At 67.8% G+C, this 17,826-nt stretch carries 19 protein-coding genes; 11 read left to right on the top strand and 8 right to left on the bottom strand.

What is annotated here, in order from left to right; all coding sequences use genetic code 11:
* Window positions 1-131: 131 nt before the first annotated feature.
* From EWE75_RS07775 to EWE75_RS07750, 6 genes are all read left to right on the top strand, one after another.
* Complete coding sequence (locus EWE75_RS07775) at window positions 132-317, top strand: hypothetical protein (protein WP_130156150.1); 186 nt, start codon at window positions 132-134, stop codon at window positions 315-317.
* A complete protein-coding gene (locus EWE75_RS07770; protein ID WP_130156148.1) occupies window positions 317-1,063 on the top strand; it encodes a response regulator in 747 nt (248 codons plus the stop codon). Before EWE75_RS07775 ends, EWE75_RS07770 begins: the two co-directional genes overlap by 1 nt.
* A gap of 26 nt (window positions 1,064-1,089) precedes the next feature.
* Window positions 1,090-2,376, top strand: a complete 1,287-nt coding sequence (locus tag EWE75_RS07765; RefSeq protein WP_231708267.1) for an ATP-binding protein — start codon at window positions 1,090-1,092, stop codon at window positions 2,374-2,376.
* A gap of 98 nt (window positions 2,377-2,474) precedes the next feature.
* Window positions 2,475-3,317, top strand: a complete 843-nt coding sequence (gene kduI / locus EWE75_RS07760) for a 5-dehydro-4-deoxy-D-glucuronate isomerase (RefSeq protein ID WP_130156144.1) — start codon at window positions 2,475-2,477, stop codon at window positions 3,315-3,317.
* Entirely contained in the window at window positions 3,314-4,069 is a 756-nt protein-coding gene (gene kduD, locus EWE75_RS07755; RefSeq protein ID WP_130156142.1) for a 2-dehydro-3-deoxy-D-gluconate 5-dehydrogenase KduD, read from the top strand. Before kduI ends, kduD begins: the two co-directional genes overlap by 4 nt.
* Window positions 4,070-4,079: 10 nt before the next feature.
* Window positions 4,080-5,093, top strand: a complete 1,014-nt coding sequence (locus EWE75_RS07750) for a sugar kinase (protein ID WP_130156140.1) — start codon at window positions 4,080-4,082, stop codon at window positions 5,091-5,093.
* A gap of 91 nt (window positions 5,094-5,184) precedes the next feature.
* On the opposite strand, the gene EWE75_RS07745 is transcribed toward EWE75_RS07750, so the two are convergent.
* Genes EWE75_RS07745 through EWE75_RS07715 form a run of 7 tightly spaced genes read right to left on the bottom strand, consistent with a single transcriptional unit; the run spans window position 5,185 to window position 11,318 of the window.
* On the bottom strand, window positions 5,185-5,790 hold the full coding sequence (locus EWE75_RS07745; protein ID WP_130156138.1) for a LutC/YkgG family protein: 606 nt from the start codon (window positions 5,788-5,790) through the stop codon (window positions 5,185-5,187).
* Window positions 5,787-7,178 carry a lactate utilization protein B gene (locus tag EWE75_RS07740; protein WP_130156136.1) on the bottom strand — a complete coding sequence of 464 codons (1,392 nt, stop codon included), beginning with the start codon at window positions 7,176-7,178 and terminating at the stop codon, window positions 5,787-5,789. Before EWE75_RS07740 ends, EWE75_RS07745 begins: the two co-directional genes overlap by 4 nt.
* Window positions 7,175-7,942, bottom strand: a complete 768-nt coding sequence (locus tag EWE75_RS07735) for a (Fe-S)-binding protein (RefSeq protein ID WP_130156133.1) — start codon at window positions 7,940-7,942, stop codon at window positions 7,175-7,177. The genes EWE75_RS07740 and EWE75_RS07735 overlap by 4 nt, the downstream gene beginning before the upstream one ends.
* On the bottom strand, window positions 7,939-8,910 hold the full coding sequence (locus EWE75_RS07730) for an alpha/beta hydrolase (protein WP_130156131.1): 972 nt from the start codon (window positions 8,908-8,910) through the stop codon (window positions 7,939-7,941). Before EWE75_RS07730 ends, EWE75_RS07735 begins: the two co-directional genes overlap by 4 nt.
* Window positions 8,907-9,710, bottom strand: a complete 804-nt coding sequence (locus EWE75_RS07725) for a rhamnogalacturonan acetylesterase (protein WP_130156129.1) — start codon at window positions 9,708-9,710, stop codon at window positions 8,907-8,909. The genes EWE75_RS07730 and EWE75_RS07725 overlap by 4 nt, the downstream gene beginning before the upstream one ends.
* Window positions 9,707-10,471, bottom strand: a complete 765-nt coding sequence (gene lra1, locus EWE75_RS07720; protein ID WP_130156127.1) for an L-rhamnose 1-dehydrogenase Lra1 — start codon at window positions 10,469-10,471, stop codon at window positions 9,707-9,709. Before lra1 ends, EWE75_RS07725 begins: the two co-directional genes overlap by 4 nt.
* A 22-nt stretch (window positions 10,472-10,493) precedes the next feature.
* Complete coding sequence (locus tag EWE75_RS07715; RefSeq protein ID WP_130156126.1) at window positions 10,494-11,318, bottom strand: IclR family transcriptional regulator; 825 nt, start codon at window positions 11,316-11,318, stop codon at window positions 10,494-10,496.
* Between the two features lie 177 nt (window positions 11,319-11,495).
* Here EWE75_RS07715 and rhmD point away from each other — a divergent pair, with 177 nt between their 5' ends.
* The 5 genes from rhmD (at window position 11,496) to rhaT (ending at window position 16,504) form a co-directional block, all read left to right on the top strand.
* Window positions 11,496-12,689, top strand: coding sequence for an L-rhamnonate dehydratase (rhmD, locus tag EWE75_RS07710; RefSeq protein WP_206364715.1), 1,194 nt, complete (start codon window positions 11,496-11,498; stop codon window positions 12,687-12,689).
* A 24-nt stretch (window positions 12,690-12,713) separates the two neighbouring features.
* A complete protein-coding gene (locus EWE75_RS07705) occupies window positions 12,714-13,571 on the top strand; it encodes a 2,4-didehydro-3-deoxy-L-rhamnonate hydrolase (RefSeq protein ID WP_130156121.1) in 858 nt (285 codons plus the stop codon).
* Window positions 13,568-14,317, top strand: coding sequence for an SDR family NAD(P)-dependent oxidoreductase (locus EWE75_RS07700; protein ID WP_130156119.1), 750 nt, complete (start codon window positions 13,568-13,570; stop codon window positions 14,315-14,317). The genes EWE75_RS07705 and EWE75_RS07700 overlap by 4 nt, the downstream gene beginning before the upstream one ends.
* A gap of 220 nt (window positions 14,318-14,537) precedes the next feature.
* Window positions 14,538-15,440 carry an amidohydrolase family protein gene (locus EWE75_RS07695; RefSeq protein ID WP_130156117.1) on the top strand — a complete coding sequence of 301 codons (903 nt, stop codon included), beginning with the start codon at window positions 14,538-14,540 and terminating at the stop codon, window positions 15,438-15,440.
* Window positions 15,437-16,504, top strand: coding sequence for an L-rhamnose/proton symporter RhaT (rhaT, locus tag EWE75_RS07690; RefSeq protein ID WP_130156115.1), 1,068 nt, complete (start codon window positions 15,437-15,439; stop codon window positions 16,502-16,504). The genes EWE75_RS07695 and rhaT overlap by 4 nt, the downstream gene beginning before the upstream one ends.
* Window positions 16,505-16,555: 51 nt before the next feature.
* Here the strand turns inward: rhaT and EWE75_RS07685 are convergent, their stop codons facing one another.
* Window positions 16,556-17,737, bottom strand: coding sequence for an SGNH/GDSL hydrolase family protein (locus EWE75_RS07685; protein ID WP_130156113.1), 1,182 nt, complete (start codon window positions 17,735-17,737; stop codon window positions 16,556-16,558).
* Window positions 17,738-17,826: the final 89 nt, after the last annotated feature.

The following is a 17,826-nucleotide window of genomic DNA, read 5'->3' as shown; positions in this document are numbered from 1 at the left end:
GGCGCGAGCGCTACCATACGCAGGTGCGGCGCGCGCGACGACCCCATTCACCGCTTCCCCGTCTGGAGTAGGCCACTCGGAAATTCTGGCGAAACATCGCGACACTACCACCCGCTACGGAGGTGTTGCTTATGTCCGAACCCAGTTTTCTCCATTTCTGCCGCCGCGCGTTGCAGGAGCAGGTCGCCGCCATCAACGCGACGTGCGAGGCGGCGGCGGACGCGCATCGCCGGCTCTCCGCGCTCCACGCCGAGATGGCGCGCGCCGCCGCGTGCCGGCCGCGCCGCGCGCGCCGTTTGATCGCGGTGGCGGCGTGATGCTATCGGTGCGCCATGAGGATTCCGTGACCGCCGACGCCACCCGGGACGAGGCGGACACGCACATCGTCGTCGTCGATGACGATCGCGAGATCCGCACGTTGCTGTGGGAGAGCCTGGTCGAACACGGCTTTACCGTCAGCATGGCCTCGGACGCGCGCCAGCTCGATGCTCTCATCCGGCTCGGGCCGGTCGATCTCGTCATCCTCGACATCATGATGCCCGGCGAGGATGGCATCGCCACCTGCCGGCGGTTGCGGCGCGCGGGCGGGCCGCCGGTGATCCTGCTCAGCGCGCGCGGCAGCGAGAGCGACCGCATCCTCGGGCTGGAGACCGGCGCGAGCCATTACCTGCCCAAGCCGTGCAGCGCGCGCGAAGTACTTGCCACCGTCCGCGCGGCGTTGCGCACGCACCACGATGCGAGCGCACGCGAGGCGGTGCTGGTGTTCGCGGGCTGGCGGATGGACCTGAGCGCATGGGAACTGACCGACCCCGATGGCGTGCTGGTCGATCTCACCGATGGCGAGTTTGCGGTGCTCCGTCTGTTCGTCGAGCGGCCGCGCCGCGTGCTGTCGCGCGAGCAATTGCTCGAAGGTGCGCGCGGCCCCGATTCGGAGGCGTTCGACCGCGCGATCGACGTGCAGATCAGCCGGCTGCGGCGCAAATTGCGCGCACCGGGCGACGAGATGATCCGCACCGTGCGCAACGAAGGCTATATGTTCGTGCCCGCCGTCACACGCCGATGACATTGGGGCGCGGCGCGAGCTGGGGGATGCTGACGCGCGTGCTGGCGGTGCTGCTGGCGGCGGTGGTCGCGGTTCAGTTCGCCAATTTCGCACTGCTGCAATTCGTGCCGCTGCCGCGCCCGCCGCTGTTCACGGTCGCGCAGGTCGCCGCCGCCTTGCGCGGCGGGGAGACGGCGCCGGGCGCGTTCCACTTCAAGCTGACCGGCGAGCCGGAACCGACCCGGCCCGGGCGCGCGACATGGCTGGCGGCGGCGCTGGCGCGCGATCTGGGCGTATCGCGTGATGCGGTGCGGCTCGCCTTCACCGATCCGCCGATGTTCCGCCACGGCCCGCCCGGCGGTGCGGCGCGGCCGCGTGACGCCGGCGAAAATCGCGACGCGGTGCTGGTTGGTGAGTTCAGCGCGGCGTTTCGCCGGGGCGACGGGCGCTGGCTGGCGGTAGCGCCGGTGCGCAGCGGCGTCGATGCGTGGCGGATTCGGCTGCTGCTGTTCCTGCTCGCCTCGCTCGTCACGGTCGCGCCGTTCGCGTGGCTGCTCGCGCGCTGGGTGACTCGGCCAGTCGCGGTGTTCGCCAATGCCGCCGAACGGATTGGCCGCGATCCGCACACCGCGCCGCTCGCCGTCTCCGGCCCCGCCGAGATCGCCCATGCCGCGCGCGCGATGAATGAGATGCAGACCCGGCTCAACCGCTATGTCGATGATCGCACCGTCATGATCGGCGCGATCGCGCACGATCTGCGCACGCCGCTGATGCGGCTCGCGCTGCGGCTCGAACACGCGCCCGAAGCGCTGCGGCGCGGTGTCGAGCGCGATGTCGCCGACATGCAGGCGATGATCGCGGCGACCACCGATTATGTGCGCGGCGCGACCGGGCCGAGCACGCGCCGCCGGCTCGAATTGCGCGCGCTGGCCGAAAGCGTGGTCGATGGCCTGCTCGATCGCGGTGCGCAGGTGGTGCTGTTGCCGGGCGACCCGGTGGTGGTCGAGGGCGATCCGGTCGCGCTGCGCACGGTGCTCGACAATCTGTTGACCAACGCGCTGCGCTACGCGGGCGATGCCGAAGTTTCGATCGCGCGCGATCGTGGCATGGCGATCATCACCGTGCGCGACCACGGGCCGGGCCTGCCCGACGCCGATCTCGACCGCGTGTTCGAACCGTTCTTCCGCAGCGAACACTCGCGCAACAAGGATACGGGCGGGATCGGCCTCGGCCTCGCCAGCGTCCGCGCCGTCGTCCAGCTCCACGGCGGCACGGCGCGGATGCGCAATCATCCGGGTGGCGGATTGCTCGCACAGGTCGAACTGCCGCTCTGAATCATCGCTTCGGCCCGCCTTGTGACACCGGTTCCCTATTTGGGTTGGCCCCCTGCATATTTGTCGGTATGCGAGCGCAAACGACAGGCGAGGGCGATATGTTCGACAAGACCTATTACGGCACGCACCCAGACATGATGGAATGCGTCAGCAACGACGAATTGCGCGACCGCTATCTGATTCAGGATCTGTTCCGCGCCGGCGAGTGCGTACTCAACTACACGCATGCCGAACGTTTCGTAATCGGCGGCGTCGCGGTCGTCTCGGGCACCGTCAAGCTGCCCGACCAGACCGAACCGCCCTCGGCGGCGGGCCATCCGTTCCTCGAACGCCGCGAACTGGCGATCGTCAACGTCGGTACGGTCGACGGCATCGTCACCGTCGATGGGGAGAGCTTCACGCTCGGCAACAAGGATTGCCTGTACGTCACGATGGGCGCGAAGGACGTGCAGTTTTCCGGCGACGGCGCGCGTTTCTACCTCGCCTCGTGTCCGGCGCATAAGGCGTTCACCACGCGCAAGCTGTCGATCGCCGACGCGAACGCGCTCGAACGCGGCAGCCTTGCCGAATCGAACGAGCGCACGATCTTCCAGCTCGTCATCCCCGGCGTGTGCGACAGCGCGCAGTTGGTGATGGGGCTGACCGTGCTGAAGCCCGGTTCGGTGTGGAACACGATGCCGCCGCACATCCACGAGCGCCGCAGCGAGATCTATTTCTACTTCGAGCTCGACGATCTCGACAAGGATCGCGTGATGCACTTCATGGGTGAGGGCGAGGCGACCCGCCACATCGTCATGCAGAACGAGGAAGCGGTGATCTCGCCGCCGTGGTCGATCCACATGGGCGCGGGCACCAAGGCCTATGCGTTCATCTGGGCGATGGCGGGCGAGAATCAGGATTATACCGACATGAACGTCCTCGACATCTGCCAGCTCGCATGAACGCGATGTTCGATCTCACCGGCAAGGTCGCGGTCGTCACTGGCGCCAACACCGGCATCGGCCAGGCGATCGCGCTCGCGCTGGCGGAAGCCGGCGCGGATATCGCCGCGGTCGGCCGCTCGCCCTGCGACGAGACGGTCGCTGCGGTACAGGCGCTCGGGCGGAAAGCGGTGTTCGTCGCCGCCGATCTGTCGAGCATCGCGCCGGTCGGCGACATCGTCGAACAGACGGTGGCGGAGCTCGGCGGGCTCGACATCCTCGTCAACAACGCCGGCATCATCCGCCGCGCCGATTCGGTCGATTTCACCGAGGCCGATTGGGACGCGGTGATCGACACCAACCTGAAGTCTGTGTTCTTCCTCTGTCAGGCGGCGGGCAAACACATGATCCGGCAGGGCAGGGGCAAGATCATCAACATCGCTTCGATGCTGACCTTTCAGGGGGGTATCCGCGTGCCGAGCTATACCGCCTCCAAATCGGGCGTCGGCGGCTTGACCAAATTGCTCGCCAACGAATGGTCGGCCAAGGGCGTCAACGTCAACGCGATCGCGCCGGGCTATATCGCCACCAACAACACCACGGCTTTGCGCGACGACGAGGACCGCAACGCCGCGATCCTCGCGCGCATTCCGGCGGCGCGCTGGGGCAAGCCGTCCGATCTCGGCGGCGCGGCGGTGTTTCTGGCGTCGTCCGCGTCGGATTATGTCGACGGGCATATCCTCGCGGTCGACGGCGGCTGGCTCGCGCGCTAGGCAGACGGCCATGCGACCCACGATAGCGTTTTTCGGCGAACTGCTCGTCCGCCTTTCCCCGCCCGACAAGCTGCTGTTGCGCAGCGCGCGCACGCTCGATCTCGCCGTCGGCGGTGCCGAGGCGAACGTGGCGATCGGGCTGGCCAGCCTCGGCCATACCACGCGGATGATCAGCCGGTTGCCGGCCAATCCGCTCGGCGACATGGCGCGATCGGTGCTGATGGGTGCGGGAGTCGATTGCGCGCATGTCGTTCAGGCCGAGGGGCGGATGGGGTTGTACTTCCTCACCCCGGGCGCTGGTCTGCGCGCGTCCGAAGTGGTGTACGATCGCGCCGGCAGCGTGTTCGCGCGCGCGACCGAGGCGGATTTCGACTGGGACGCGGTGTTCGCCGGTGCGACTCACCTGCTGATGTCCGGCATCACCCCCGCGCTCGGGCCGCAATCGTCGCGGCTCGCCATCGCGGCGGCGCGCGCGGCGAAGGATCGCGGCCTCACCCTGATCTTCGACGGCAATTACCGCGCCCTGCTGTGGCAAGCGTGGGACAGCGATCCGCGCGGCGTGCTGTCCGAACTGGTCGGGCTGGCCGACATGATGTTCGGCAACCACCGCGACATCGCCTTGCTGCTCGCCACCAGCTTCGCCAGCGACGGCGAGGACCGGCGGCGCGAGGCTGCGGCGGCGCTGTTCGCGGCATTCCCCAACCTCAAGCATCTCGCCTCGACTGCACGCCATGTCGAAGCCGCCGACCGGCATTTGCTCTCCGCGCGCGTCGAAACGCCCAACGCGGTCGCGCAGACCGAGGAGATCGCGGTCTCGGGCATCGTCGACCGGATCGGCGCGGGCGACGCGTTCGCGGCGGGCGTGCTGCACGGTTTGCTGCGTAACCCGGACGATATCGACGGTGCGGCGGAATCGGGGCTGGCGCTGACCGCGCTCAAGCATTCGCTGCCCGGCGATGCGAGCCTGTTCGGGCAGGGCGATATCGACGCGTTTCTGTCGGGGCAGTTCGACGTAAGGCGGTAACCACCTCCGTTCGTCCCGAGCGAAGTCGAGGGACTGGCCAGCGCGCAGGTGTCTCGACTTCGCTCGACACGAACGGGTGAGTACCAGTCGTCTATCGCTCGCCGACCACCAGCACATGCAGAAACCGCGGCCCATGCGCGCCGCGGATGTATTGCCCTTCGATATCGGTGGTGCCGCTCACGCCCGTCACCCAATAATGCGCGCGCGGTTGCGGACCCGGTAGCGCGGCATCCTCGAGATGCGCGACGATCGCGGTTTCGGGGAGCAGCACGATATGATGCAGGCCGAGGAAGTTGGGCAGCATCGGCGCGTGCGGGCCGGTCTCGAACACCAAAGACCCGGTTTCGGCGATGCCGAGCCGTGCCCATGCGATCACCGCCGGTTCGTCGGGCGTGATCGCCAGGCTGAGCGCGAAGCCGGACCAGTCGGCGGCGAGGCGGGGATCGTCCGGCACGAACACCGCCGGCGGGAGGGCATGTTCGGCGAGGTAGCGCGCGACCGCCGCCGGTGCCTCGGCCACCGATCCGATCCGCTCGTGCGTCGCACCGCTCGCCGGCAGCGCCAGCGCGGTGAGGAAGGTCGCGACGCGATCCCCCGCCACCGCCGGTCGCACCGGATCGGCGAGCAGCGCTTCGGCCGTGCCCGGCGGCGGCGCGGCGGTGCCGAGCTTGCCGAGGATGTCGGCGCGCGCGCTCATCGTTCGCCCCGCGCGTAGCGATTCATGAAGCTCTCCGAATCGGGTGCGGGTAAATCGCGGTGTGCGGTCCAGCCGCTCGCCAGCGGCAGCGTCCTGATCCAGCCGCGCCCGAACCGCCGCATGCCGAAGATCGCCGCGCGCACCGCCAGCCGGTACAGGCGCGGCCGCTGCGCCACCCACGCCCACGCGGCGATGCCCTGCCGCATCGTCGCCGGCTCCAGCCCCTCGCGCCAGCTCTTTTCGCGCCAGCCGCGCAGCAGGGTCGGCAGCGGGATCTTGACCGGGCACACCTCCTGGCACTTGCCGTTGAGCGTGCAGGCGTTGGGCAAGTCACGGCTGGCCGCGAGTCCGTCGAGCGCCGGGGTCAGCACCGCGCCCATCGGCCCCGGATAGGTGCCGCCGTAAGCATGGCCGCCGATCTGGCGGAACACGACGCAATGGTTCATGCACGCGCCGCAACGGATGCAGCGCAGCATCTCGGCCAGCCCGTCCTCGCGCATCGCGCTGCGGCCGTTGTCGATCAGCACGATATGCATCGCGTCCGGCCCGTCGGGGTCGGCGGCGCGTTTGGGGCCGGTGTAGAAGGTGGTATATTGCGTCAGCGTCGCGCCGGTCGCCGATCGCGCCAGCAGCCGCAGCAACTGCACCGCATGCCCCATCGACGGCACCAGTTTCTCGATCCCCGCCGTGACGATATGGACGCGCGGCGGCACCAGCGACAGCTCGGCATTGCCCTCGTTGGTGACGGTGCAGACCGCGCCGCTATCCGCGACGAGGAAGTTCGCGCCCGAAATGCCGACATCGGCGCCGAGCATGCCCTGGCGCAGATGCCGCCGCGCGCTCTCCGCCATTGCGGGAATCGTTTCCTCGCTGTGCGGCAGCGCGTGATGCTGCTTGAACAGCGCCGAGACCTGCTCGCTGGTCTTGTGCATCGCCGGCCAAACGATGTGCGAGGGGCGTTCGTCGGCAAGCTGGATGATATGTTCGGCAAGGTCGGTCTCGACTCGCCCGATCCCGGCCTCGGCGAGCGCGTGCGGCAGGCCGATCTCCTCGCCCATCATCGATTTCGAGCGCGCGACGGTGCGCGCGCCGGCCGCCTTGCAGATGTCTATGACGATCTTGCACGCTTCATCGGCGGTGCGCGCGTAATGGACGTGCGCGCCGGCCGAGGTCGCAGCCGTCTCAAACTGTTCGAGATAATAGCCGAGATGCGCGACGACATGATCCTTGATCGCCGCCGCGCGGGTGCGTGCCGCCTCGAACTGCGCGAAGGCGTCTACCGCAATGGCGCGCTTGGCTTCGGCGGTGCCGGCGGTGCGCTCGACCGCGATCTTGAGGATCGGGTCGGCGAGCGCTGCATCGACGCGTTTTGAGAAAGCCGCGCTCATGACGCCTCGCCGATCGCGGGGCCGTCGCCCATGCCCGCGATCACCTCGATCGCGTGGAACGCGCGCACCGGCGATCCCTCGCGGTGGAGCTTGCCCGCCATGTTCATCAGGCAGCCGAGATCGCCCGCCAGCAGCAGGTCCGCCCCGCTCGCGTCGATCGCCGCCGCTTTCTCGGTCGCGATCGCGTTCGAGATCGCCGGATATTTGACGCAGAAGGTGCCGCCGAACCCGCAGCACGTCTCCGCGCCCTTGAGCGGGGTGAGCGACAACCCCGCGACATGGTTCAGCAACCGGCGCGGCTGTGCCTTGATGCCGAGTTCGCGAAGCCCCGAGCAGCTATCGTGATAGGTCGCGGTCGCGGCGAGCGCGGTATCGGGCCGCCAGCCGCGCACTTCGTCGAGATAGGCCATGATCTCATAGGTGTTCGCCGCCACCGCCTCGGCACGCGCCAGCCAGGCGGGATCGTGTTCGAACAGTTCCGGGTAATGCGCCCGGATCGTCGCCGCGCACGATCCCGACGGCACCACCACCGCGTCATGCCCTTCGAGCAAGGCGATCGTGCGCCTGGCGATCGCGATCGCCTCGTCGCGCGCGCCCGAATTGAGCGCGGGCTGGCCACAGCAGGTCTGCCCCGCCGGCACGACGACGGTACAGCCCGCCGCCTCCAGCGCGCGGATCGCGGCGAAGCCGATGCGCGGCCGGATCAGATCGACCAGACACGTCACGAACAACGCGACGCGCGGGGCGGGCGCGGCAGGTGTCACAGCAAGCCGTGGCGCTTGGCGAAGGTTTCGAACAAATCGGGCCAGGGCGAGGCGGTGCCATCGGGCAGGGTCAGGCCGAAGCCGTGCCCGCCGGTTTCGAACAGATGCGCCTCGGCCGGAATGTGCGCGGCGCGCAACGACGCCAGCATCATCAGGCTGTTCTCGACCGGCACCGTCTTGTCGTCGATGGCATGGGCGAGGAAGGTCGGCGGCGTGGTCGGCTGGATATCGTTCTCCAGCGAATAGGCGCGGCGTTTCTCGTCGCTCGCCGGTTCGCCAATCAGCTCGACGCGCGAGCCGTTGTGCGCGAGCGGCGCGGTCATGGTGATGACCGGGTAGATCAATGCGGCGGCGCGGGGGTTGAGCGGCTCGCGGTCGATCGCGTCGTTCACCGCTTGCGTCGCGACCGACTGGCGGCTGGTCAGCCAGCCGGCGAGATGCCCGCCCGCCGAAAAGCCGATCACGCCGATCCGGTTCGCGTCATAGCCATAGCGCGGCGCCAGCGACCGAACCGTGCGCAGCGCGCGCTGCGCATCCTGCAACGGCGCCTCCGGCCCCGCCGTCCAGCCGTCCGCCGGCAGCCGGTACAGCAGCGAGAAGCAGGTAAAGCCGGCCTGCGCGAACCGCCGCGAGATGTTGATGCCTTCATGGCCGAGCACGACACGGCGGTAGCCGCCGCCGGGAATCATCAGCAGCGCCGCGCCATTGGGCTTGGCCGGGCGCAGCACGGTGAGCGTCGGCGTGGTGATGTGCGCGAAGAACGTGTCATAGGCGTCGCTCTTCGCCGAGCGCGGGCCTTGTTCCTGCGTCACGGTGACATGCTCGCCGCCCGGCACCTTGCCCGGCCACAGCGGCAGCACGGTGAAATCGGGCGGCACCGCCGACCCGGTTTGCGCGCCTTTCGCGGCGGCAGCGGCGAGGCCGAGTGCGGTGCCGCCGGCGATCAAAGTCCTTCGGTCGATCGTCATGAACATCCCCTGTGGCCGAGCGCGGTGGCGCGCGTGAGGTCGGGGCGCTCGGCCAGCACATGCCCCGACAGCGGCAGATCGAGCGCCTTCAACGCGCCCGCGACGAGATCGGCGATCCGGCGCGCGCCGAGTTCGCTGAAATGGGTGTCGTCGTCGATTCCCTTGGGAAAGCCCGGCGCGGCGTTGGCGGGCAGATGCAGATAATAGCCGCGTGACGCCTGCTCGCCGACCCGGTCGAGCCAGCCGCGCGACAGCGTTTCGAGGTCGATCAGCGGCGTCTGCGTGGTGGTGGCGAGATCGCGCATCACCGCCGACCAGTCGGCGAAGTTGGCCTTGGCCTTGCCATCCGCGCCGAACATATGCTGCGCGACCGGCGTCACCAGCACGGGAATGCCGCGCGCGCCGCGCACCTGCCAGATGAAGCGCAGCAGATTGTCGCGATAGGTGGTGGCGGGATCGGCATAGCGCTCCGGCTTGGCTTTATAGGCGTCGTTGTGGCCGAACTGGATCAGCACGACGTCGCCCGGCTGCACCCGCGCCATCAGTCCGTCCCAGCGGCCCTCGGCGATGAAGGTCTTGGTGCTGCGCCCCGCCATCGCGAGATCGACCACCTCGGTGCCGGCGTCGAGCCCGCAGGACAGCATCTGCCCCCAGCCGGTCTGCGGATAGCGATCCTCGCCGTACACCGATGCGGTCGAATCGCTCGCGATCAGGATCTTGCCGAAACCGGGCACCGGCGCGGGTGCCGCACCGGCCAGCAGCAGCACTGCGGCGGCAGCGGCGAGGCCGGCGCGGATCATTGCAGGTTCACGAACATGCCGCCATCGACGAGCAGCGCCGCGCCGGTGACATAGGCCGCCATGTCGGAGGCGAGGAACACGATCGGCCCGACCATGTCCTCGGGCGCGCCGAGCCGGCCGAGCGGCACGCGGCTTTCCATGTACGTCCGCTTGGCGTCGTCGGCGAGATCGTCCTTGTTGATCTCGGTGAGGATCGTGCCGGGCAGCAGCGAGTTGCAGCGGATCTTGTACTTGCCGAGCGCGATCGCGGTCGATTGCATCAACGAATGCACGCCCGCCTTGGTCGGCGTGTAATGCGTCTGATATTCGCCGCCGACCAAAGCCGAGATCGATGATACCGCGACGATCGCGCCGCCATGCCCTTGCGCGACCATCTGGTTGGCGGCGGCCTGCACCATGAAATAGGCGCCGTGCAGGTTGACGCGCATGGTACGCTCGAACGTCTCGACCGGCATGTCGAGGAAGGCGTGGAACGGGCAGATGCCGGCGTTGTTGACCATCACATCGACCTTGCCGAACGCTTCGACCGCTTTGGCGACGAACGCCTTGGCGGTTTCCGGCTCGGCCACGTCGCCCTTCACGGCAAGGCCGCGCTGGCCGGTCGCCTCGATCGCGGCGATACAGGCTTCGGCATCCTCGTCGCGGGCATGATAGTTGATGACCACGTCGGCGCCGTGCTGCGCCGCGCCGATCGCGGCGGCGCGGCCGATGCCGGTGGAGGCGCCGGTGACGAGTACGGTCTTGCCTTCGAGCAGCTTCACGTAAGCATTTCCTCTTCTGCGGTTATCGCCGTGGGCGGCGGGATGGCCGGGCGCCGGGCACCCAGCCGAGATCGGTGCTGATCTGGTCGGCGGTCTCGCGCACCTCGCCGCTGAGCGCCGCCATGCGGGCGTCGTCCATATATTGCGCCGCGCTCGACAGGCTGATCGCGGCGACGATCCGGCCCGAGGCGTCGCGCACGGGCGCGGCGACGCAGCGGATCAAATCCTCATTCTCTTCCAGATCATAGGCATGGCCGGCGGCGACATAGCCGCGCATCCGCTCCGCCCAGCCGTCATACTCGACCACGGGCGCGCCGCGCGCGCGCGACGCCGCGAACAGCGCCGGCCATTCGGCCTCGGGGGTGTCGAGCAGCAGCGCCTTGCCGAGTCCGGTCGAGGACAGCGGGTGACGGTCGCCGATGCGGCTGGAGATATCGACACGGCGGCGGCCGGGAATCTTGTCGAGGTACAGCGCCAGATCGGTGTCGAGCCGGCCGAGATGGACAGTGTCCTCGGTGTGCGCGGCGAGCGCCTCAAGCCGCGACCGCGCGATCCGCACGATATCGGCCTGGCTCTGCGCGAGGAAGCCGAGCTGGAGCAATTTCGGCCCGAGCTGATAGCCCTCGCGCGGCAGGAAGGTGAGGAAGCCGCGATCGGCGAGCGCATTGGCGAGCCGGTGCGTGGTCGATCGCGTCAGCCCCATGGCCGCCGACAAATCGGCGAGCTTGATCGGCCCGTCGATCACCTTGTCGAGCATGTCGAGGCCACGCAGTAGCGTCTGGCTGCCCTGAATCTTGGTGCGCTCCTCGCCACTCCCCGATTCTTCGTTTGACGCGACTTGTCTCATCAATTAACATCCTATCCCATAAAGTGAGAAAGTAAACAGCAAAGGGAGGACCGGGGCGGCTTTCTTGACGATGACACCACCGATCGTTCGGACCGTCATCGTATCATCATGTGGAACGATTCGACGATCTCTTTCACATTCTGAACAGCCGTACCGCATATCCGGGGAGACGCATCGGTGACGTTGAAGAGCCTGTCGAAGATCAAGCATGTCCGCGCCTTCACAGTGCGCGGCGGCGGCGCTGATTATCACGATCAGGGCGAAGGCCATTGGATCGACAACCACATCGCCACGCCGATGAGCCGCTATCCCGAATATCGGCAGTCGCGGCAGAGCTTCGGCATCAACGTGCTCGGCACGCTCGTCGTCGAGATCGAGGCGGAAGACGGCACGATCGGCTTCGCGGTGACGACCGGCGGCGAGCCAGCCTGCTATATCGTCGAGAAGCATCTCGCCCGCTTCCTCGAAGGCCGCTCACCGCTCGAATATGAGAAGATCTGGGACCAGATGTACTTCTCGACGCAATATTACGGCCGCAAGGGCCTCGTCATCAACGCGATCTCAGGTGTCGACCTCGCGTTGTGGGATCTGCTCGGCAAGCTTCGGCAGGAGCCGGTCTACCATATGCTCGGCGGCGCGGTGCGCGACGAATTGCAATTCTACGCGACCGGCGCGCGCCCTGACATCGCCAAGGAACTCGGCTTCATCGGCGGCAAGATGGCGCTGCATCATGGCCCGGCCGAAGGCGTCGAGGGCCTCAAGAAGAACATCGCCGAACTCGCCGAGATGCGCGAGCGCGTCGGGCCGGACTTCTGGCTGATGTGGGATTGCTGGATGGCGCTCGACGTCGACTATGCGACCCGGCTCGCCATCGCCGCCCACGAATATGGCCTGAAGTGGATCGAGGAGGCGATCAGCCCCGACGATTATTGGGGCTATGCCGAGTTGCGCCGCAACGTGCCCAAGGGCATGCTGGTGACGACCGGCGAGCATGAGGCGACTCGCTGGGGCTTCCGCATGCTGCTCGACATGGAATGCTGCGACATCATCCAGCCCGACGTGGGCTGGTGTGGCGGCATCACCGAATTGCTCAAGATCAGCGCGCTCGCCGATGCCAAGGGCAAGATGGTCGTGCCGCACGGATCATCCGTGTACAGCTATCACTTCGTCATCACCCGCCACAACTCGCCCTTCGCCGAGTTCCTGATGATGCACCCCGGGCCGACGGAGGTGGTGCCGATGTTCGCGCCGCAACTGCTCGGCGAGCCGGTGCCACAGAATGGCCGCCTCAAGGCGAGCGCGCTCGACGCGCCCGGCTTCGGCGTCACCTTCAATCCCGACGTGGCGACGCACCGCCCCTACACCCACTGATCCTTCAAAAGAGCGAGACCTTTCATGAAACTCTGCCGCTTCGGCCCGATGGGCCAGGAAAAGCCCGGCATCGTCGATGCCGACGGCCAGCTTCGCGACCTGTCGGGCGTGATCGACGACCTCACGATCGCGACTCTCCCCGCCGCGCTCGCCGCCGATGTCGAATCGCTGCCGCTCGCCGAGGGCAGCCCGCGCTACGGCGTGCCGCTGAAGGGCGTCGGCAAGATCGTCGCGATCGGCCTCAACTACCGCGACCATGCAATCGAATCGAACCTGCCGATCCCGACCGAGCCGATGATGTTCATGAAGGCGCTGTCGAGCCTGAGCGGCCCGAACGACGATGTGATGCTCCCGAGGGACGCGACGCACGGCGACTGGGAAGTCGAACTAGGCGTCATCATCGGCAAGACCTGCCGCTACGTTTCGGAAGACGAAGCGCTGGCGCATGTCGCCGGCTACACGCTCGTCAACGACGTGTCGGAGCGGTTCAACCAGAAGCAGCGCGGCAGCCAATGGTCGAAGGGCAAGGGCCATGACACCTTCTGCCCGACCGGCCCCTGGCTGGTGACGCCCGACGAGGTTGGTGATCCACAGGATCTCGGCATGTCGCTCGACGTCAACGGCGCGCGGATGCAGACCGGCAACACCAAGACGATGATCTTCGACGTCAAGCAGCTTATCTCCTACGTCAGCGAGTATATCACGCTCTATCCGGGCGATCTCGTCATCACCGGCACGCCGCCGGGCGTGGGCGAGGGCAAGAAGCCCGAGGCAATCTACCTCAAGGCCGGCGACGTGATGGAACTGGCGATCGACAAGCTCGGCACGCAGCGCCAGCAGGTCGTCGCATGGCGTCACCTCGGCGACGGTACGCTCGCATGAGCGTGTACGCGGGCCGGTTCGCGGGGCGCACCGCGATCGTGACCGGCGGCGCCTCCGGGCTCGGCAAGGCGGTCGCCACGCGCATCGTCGCCGAGGGCGGCACCGTCGCTCTGTGGGACGTCAATGCGGATGCGCTCGCGGCGGCGCAGGCCGAGACCGGCGCGGTCGCGGTGTTCGCGCTCGACGTGTCCGATCAGGCGCAGGTCGAGGCGGCGGCGGCGGGCGCCAACGCCGCGCTCGGGCGGATCGACATCCTCGTCAATTCGGCGGGCATCACCGGCGCCACCGCGCCGGTTCACGAATATCCGCTCGAAAGCTGGCGGCGCGTGATCGACATCAACCTCAACGGGCTGTTCTATTGCTGCCGCGCGGTGGTGCCGTTCATGCTCGCCAATGGCTATGGCCGCATCGCCAATCTCGCCTCGGTCGCGGGCAAGGAGGGCAACCCCAACGCCTCGGCCTATTCGGCATCCAAGGCGGGGGTGATCGGCCTCACCAAGTCGCTCGGCAAGGAGCTCGCCGAGAAGGGCGTGATCGCCAATGCGCTGACCCCGGCGACCTTCGAAAGCCCGATCCTCGCGCAATTGCCGCAGAGCCAGGTCGATTACATGCGCTCGAAAATCCCGATGGGGCGGTTGGGCGAGATCGACGAGAGCGCGGCGATGGTGTGCTTCATGGTAAGCGAGGAATGCAGCTTCACCACCGCTTCCACGTTCGACACCTCGGGCGGGCGGACGACATTCTAAATGCTTCCAACCGTTCGTGCTGAGTAGCGACTGAGTAGGGCCGCAGGCCCGTATCGAAGGCGTGTATCGAAGCACGGTCCCGCGCGGGGGCTGTCCTTCGATACACTAGCTCGATACGCCCTTCGGGCTACTCGGCAGTTACTCAGGACGAACGGAGTATTGCACGACTACCGGCGCTACTGTCCGTTAGAGGCAGCGCGCCTCACCGCATGGAGAGCACATGTCCGGTTCGATCCCCTTCGTAGACGCCCATGTCCACCTGTGGGATCTCGCGCATCTGCGCTATCCGTGGCTGACGCCGCCGTTCGCTGATGACGGCCCCAACGGCAGCGTCGAACCGATCGCGCGCACCTATCTGCTCGACGATTATCTTGCCGATGCGGCGGGCTGGGACGTGCGCGGCATCGTCCATATCGATGCGGGGGCGGATGCCGGCGATGCGCTCGCCGAGACCGACTGGCTCCAGCGCATCGCGGACACGCGCGGCATGCCCAATGCGATCGTCGCCTTCGCCGCGCTCGATGACCCGGACGTCGGCGCGCTGCTCGCCGCACATGCCGCCCACGCCAACGTTCGCGGCATCCGCCATATCGTCAACTGGCACGCCGACCCCAAGCGCACCTACACCGCGCGCGACGTGACGCGCGACGACGCCTGGGCCGCCGGCTTCGCGCTGCTCGGCGCGCATGGCCTCAGCTTCGATCTGCAAGCCTATGCCGGGCAATTCCCCGGCCTCGTGCCGCTGATCGCGCGTCACCCCGAGACGTCGGTCATCATCAACCACATGGGCATGATGATCCCCGGCGAGGAGGCCGAATGGCGCAGCGGCATGGCCGCGCTCGCCGCGCTTCCCAACGTCTCGGTCAAGCTGTCGGGCATCGGCTTCAGCGACCGCCGCTGGACGCGCACGCTCGCGCGCGATCAGATCCGCGCCGCGATCGACCTGTTCGGCACCGACCGGGCGATGTTCGCGAGCGACTTCCCGACTGACAGGCTGTTCGGCAGCTTCGCGCAGCACCTGGACACCTATGCCGACATCGTCGCCGATTTCACCCCGCACGAACGCCACGCGCTGTTCGCCGGCAACGCCAACCGCATCTATCGACTGGGCCTGAGCGTATGAACGGCAATGCCAACCCGCTGATCGGCGTTCTCTACCATTGGCTCGGCGGTTTCGCCTCGGCGACCTTCTACGTGCCCTATCGCGGCGTGAAGCGCTGGTCGTGGGAGATCTACTGGCTCACCGGCGGCATCTTCTCGTGGCTGCTCGCGCCGTGGTTTTTCGCCGCGATCCAGACCAACGATCTGCTCGGCGTGCTGGGGAGTGCGCCGTTACAGACGTTGGTGTGGCCGGTGGTGTTCGGGCTGCTGTGGGGCTTCGGCGGGCTGACCTATGGGCTGACGATGCGCTACCTCGGGCTGTCGCTCGGCATGGCGGTGGTGCTTGGGCTATGTACCGTGTTCGGCACGCTGATCCCGCCGCTCGTCCAGGGCGATTTCCACGAAAAGCTGCTGGCGACCGCATCGGGGCGGATCGTGCTGCTCGGCCTCGCCATCACGCTCGCCGGCATCGCCACGGTCGCGTTCGCCGGCGCGCGCAAGGACGCCGCGCTGAGCGACGCGGAGAAGGCCGAGACGGTGGCCGAGTTCAACTTCCGCAAGGGTGTCGCGGTCGCGATCTTTTCCGGGATCATGTCATCGTGCTTCGCCTTCGGCCTTGCGGCGGGCGAGCCGATCAAGGCGATCTCCGCCGCCGCCGGCACCGGGCCGCTGTGGACCGGGCTGCCGATCCTGTGCCTCGTCATGTTCGGCGGGCTGGTCACCAACGGCCTGTGGTGTGCGTGGCTGATCGTGAAGAACCGCAGCGCGGGGCAATGGCTCGGGCGCGGCGCGGTCGCTACGGGCGCGCCGCTCGGGCTCAACTACCTGCTCTCCGCGCTGGCCGGGACGATGTGGTATTTCCAGTTCTTCTTCTACACGATGGGAGAAAGCCAGATGGGCCGCTTCGGCTTTTCGAGCTGGACGCTGCACATGGCGAGCATCATCATTTTCGGAACGCTGTGGGGTTTCGCGTTCAAGGAATGGAAAGCCGCCGCGCCACGCGTCAAGGCGATGGTGTGGAGCGGCATCGGCCTGCTCGTGCTCGCGACGGTGGTGATCGGCTACGGCAACAGCCTGGGGGCGTGAGTAAGTCGAGGGACATGTCCCTCGACTTCGCTCGGGACGAACGGACGGGCGTTACCGTAACAGCTTGAGGTCGATCGCCGCCGCCATCGCGGTGAAGCCCGCATCGTTCGGGTGGAGCGCGTCGCCGCTGTCATACGCCTTGGCAAACCGGTCGGGATCGGCCGGATCGGCGACCGCCTTGGCGAGATCGACATAGCCATCGGCGACCGTGTTGGTGCGAATCCAGGTGTTGACCTGCTTGCGCACCACCTCACCCTCGGCGCCCCAATAGCCCGCGCCCTTGTACGGCAGGATCGTTGCGAAGATCACCTTGACGCCCTTGTCGTGTGCGCGCGCGACCATCTGGCGATAGCCGCCGGTGAGGTCGGCGACGGTCGGCAGCGGCGTCTTGCGCGCGGTCGCGCCGCCGATATCGTTGACGCCTTCGAGCACGATGACGTGCGAGACGCCGGGGATCGAGAGCACGTCACGGTCGAAGCGCGCGAGCGCGTTGTTGCCCGCGCCCTCCGCCAGCACGCGGTTGCCGCTGATGCCGAGATTGGCGACGCCGACGCTGGTGCGCCCGGCCTTCTGCAACCGCTCGGCGAGCTGATCGGGCCAGCGCGTGTCAGCATCGGCGGTGGCGCGCACGCCGTCGGTGATCGAATCGCCGAACGCGACTACGGTCGATCCGCGTTGCGGCGTATCGACGTCGATCGCATCGATCACCATCCGCTGGGTGAATTTGGTCGCGCCGTCGAGCGTGGCCGCGCCGGTCTGGTCGCCCGCCGCGATCCACGCGGTCGCGGCGGCATAGCCGTGGACGGTAGGGTCGGGCGCGCCTTGCGGGAAGTACAGGCTGATCGCGACATGCGTGAGCGGGGTGACCCGCAGCGCGATCGGATCGCTGACCAGCGGCGCGCGATCGGGGATGGTGGGGGCCGCTACGCCGTCGAAGGTGACGGCGCGGTCGCTGCCCGCCACGATCTTGCCGCTCGCGTCGACCAAGGCGACATGCACGCTGCCAAGCTTGAGCGCGCTCGCCGACAGTTCGTTGGTCAGCCGCAGCCGGATGCGCGCGCCGCCGCTGCTGATCCGCACCACCTGACGCAGCGTCCGCCCGGTCAGATCGGGCACATCGCCGGGCTTGCCCGGGCTTTGTGGCGCGACCGCCCAGCTCCGCGACCAGGATGCGACGCCCGGCGCGGGCAGCGCGAGCGCGGCGACGATCAGCAACGGCAGGCCGGTCTTCATGGCAATCTCCTCAGGGGCGCGGGTAGGGATATGCCCGCTTCGGGCGGGATCTTTGCGAAGGCCGCCGAACGTGCATTTTTATCGTGTTT

The sequence above is a fragment of the Sphingomonas populi genome (genome assembly GCF_004208535.1).
Classification (GTDB): Bacteria; Pseudomonadota; Alphaproteobacteria; order Sphingomonadales; family Sphingomonadaceae; genus Sphingomonas; species Sphingomonas populi.
This window is presented reverse-complemented; position numbering and strand designations above follow the sequence as displayed.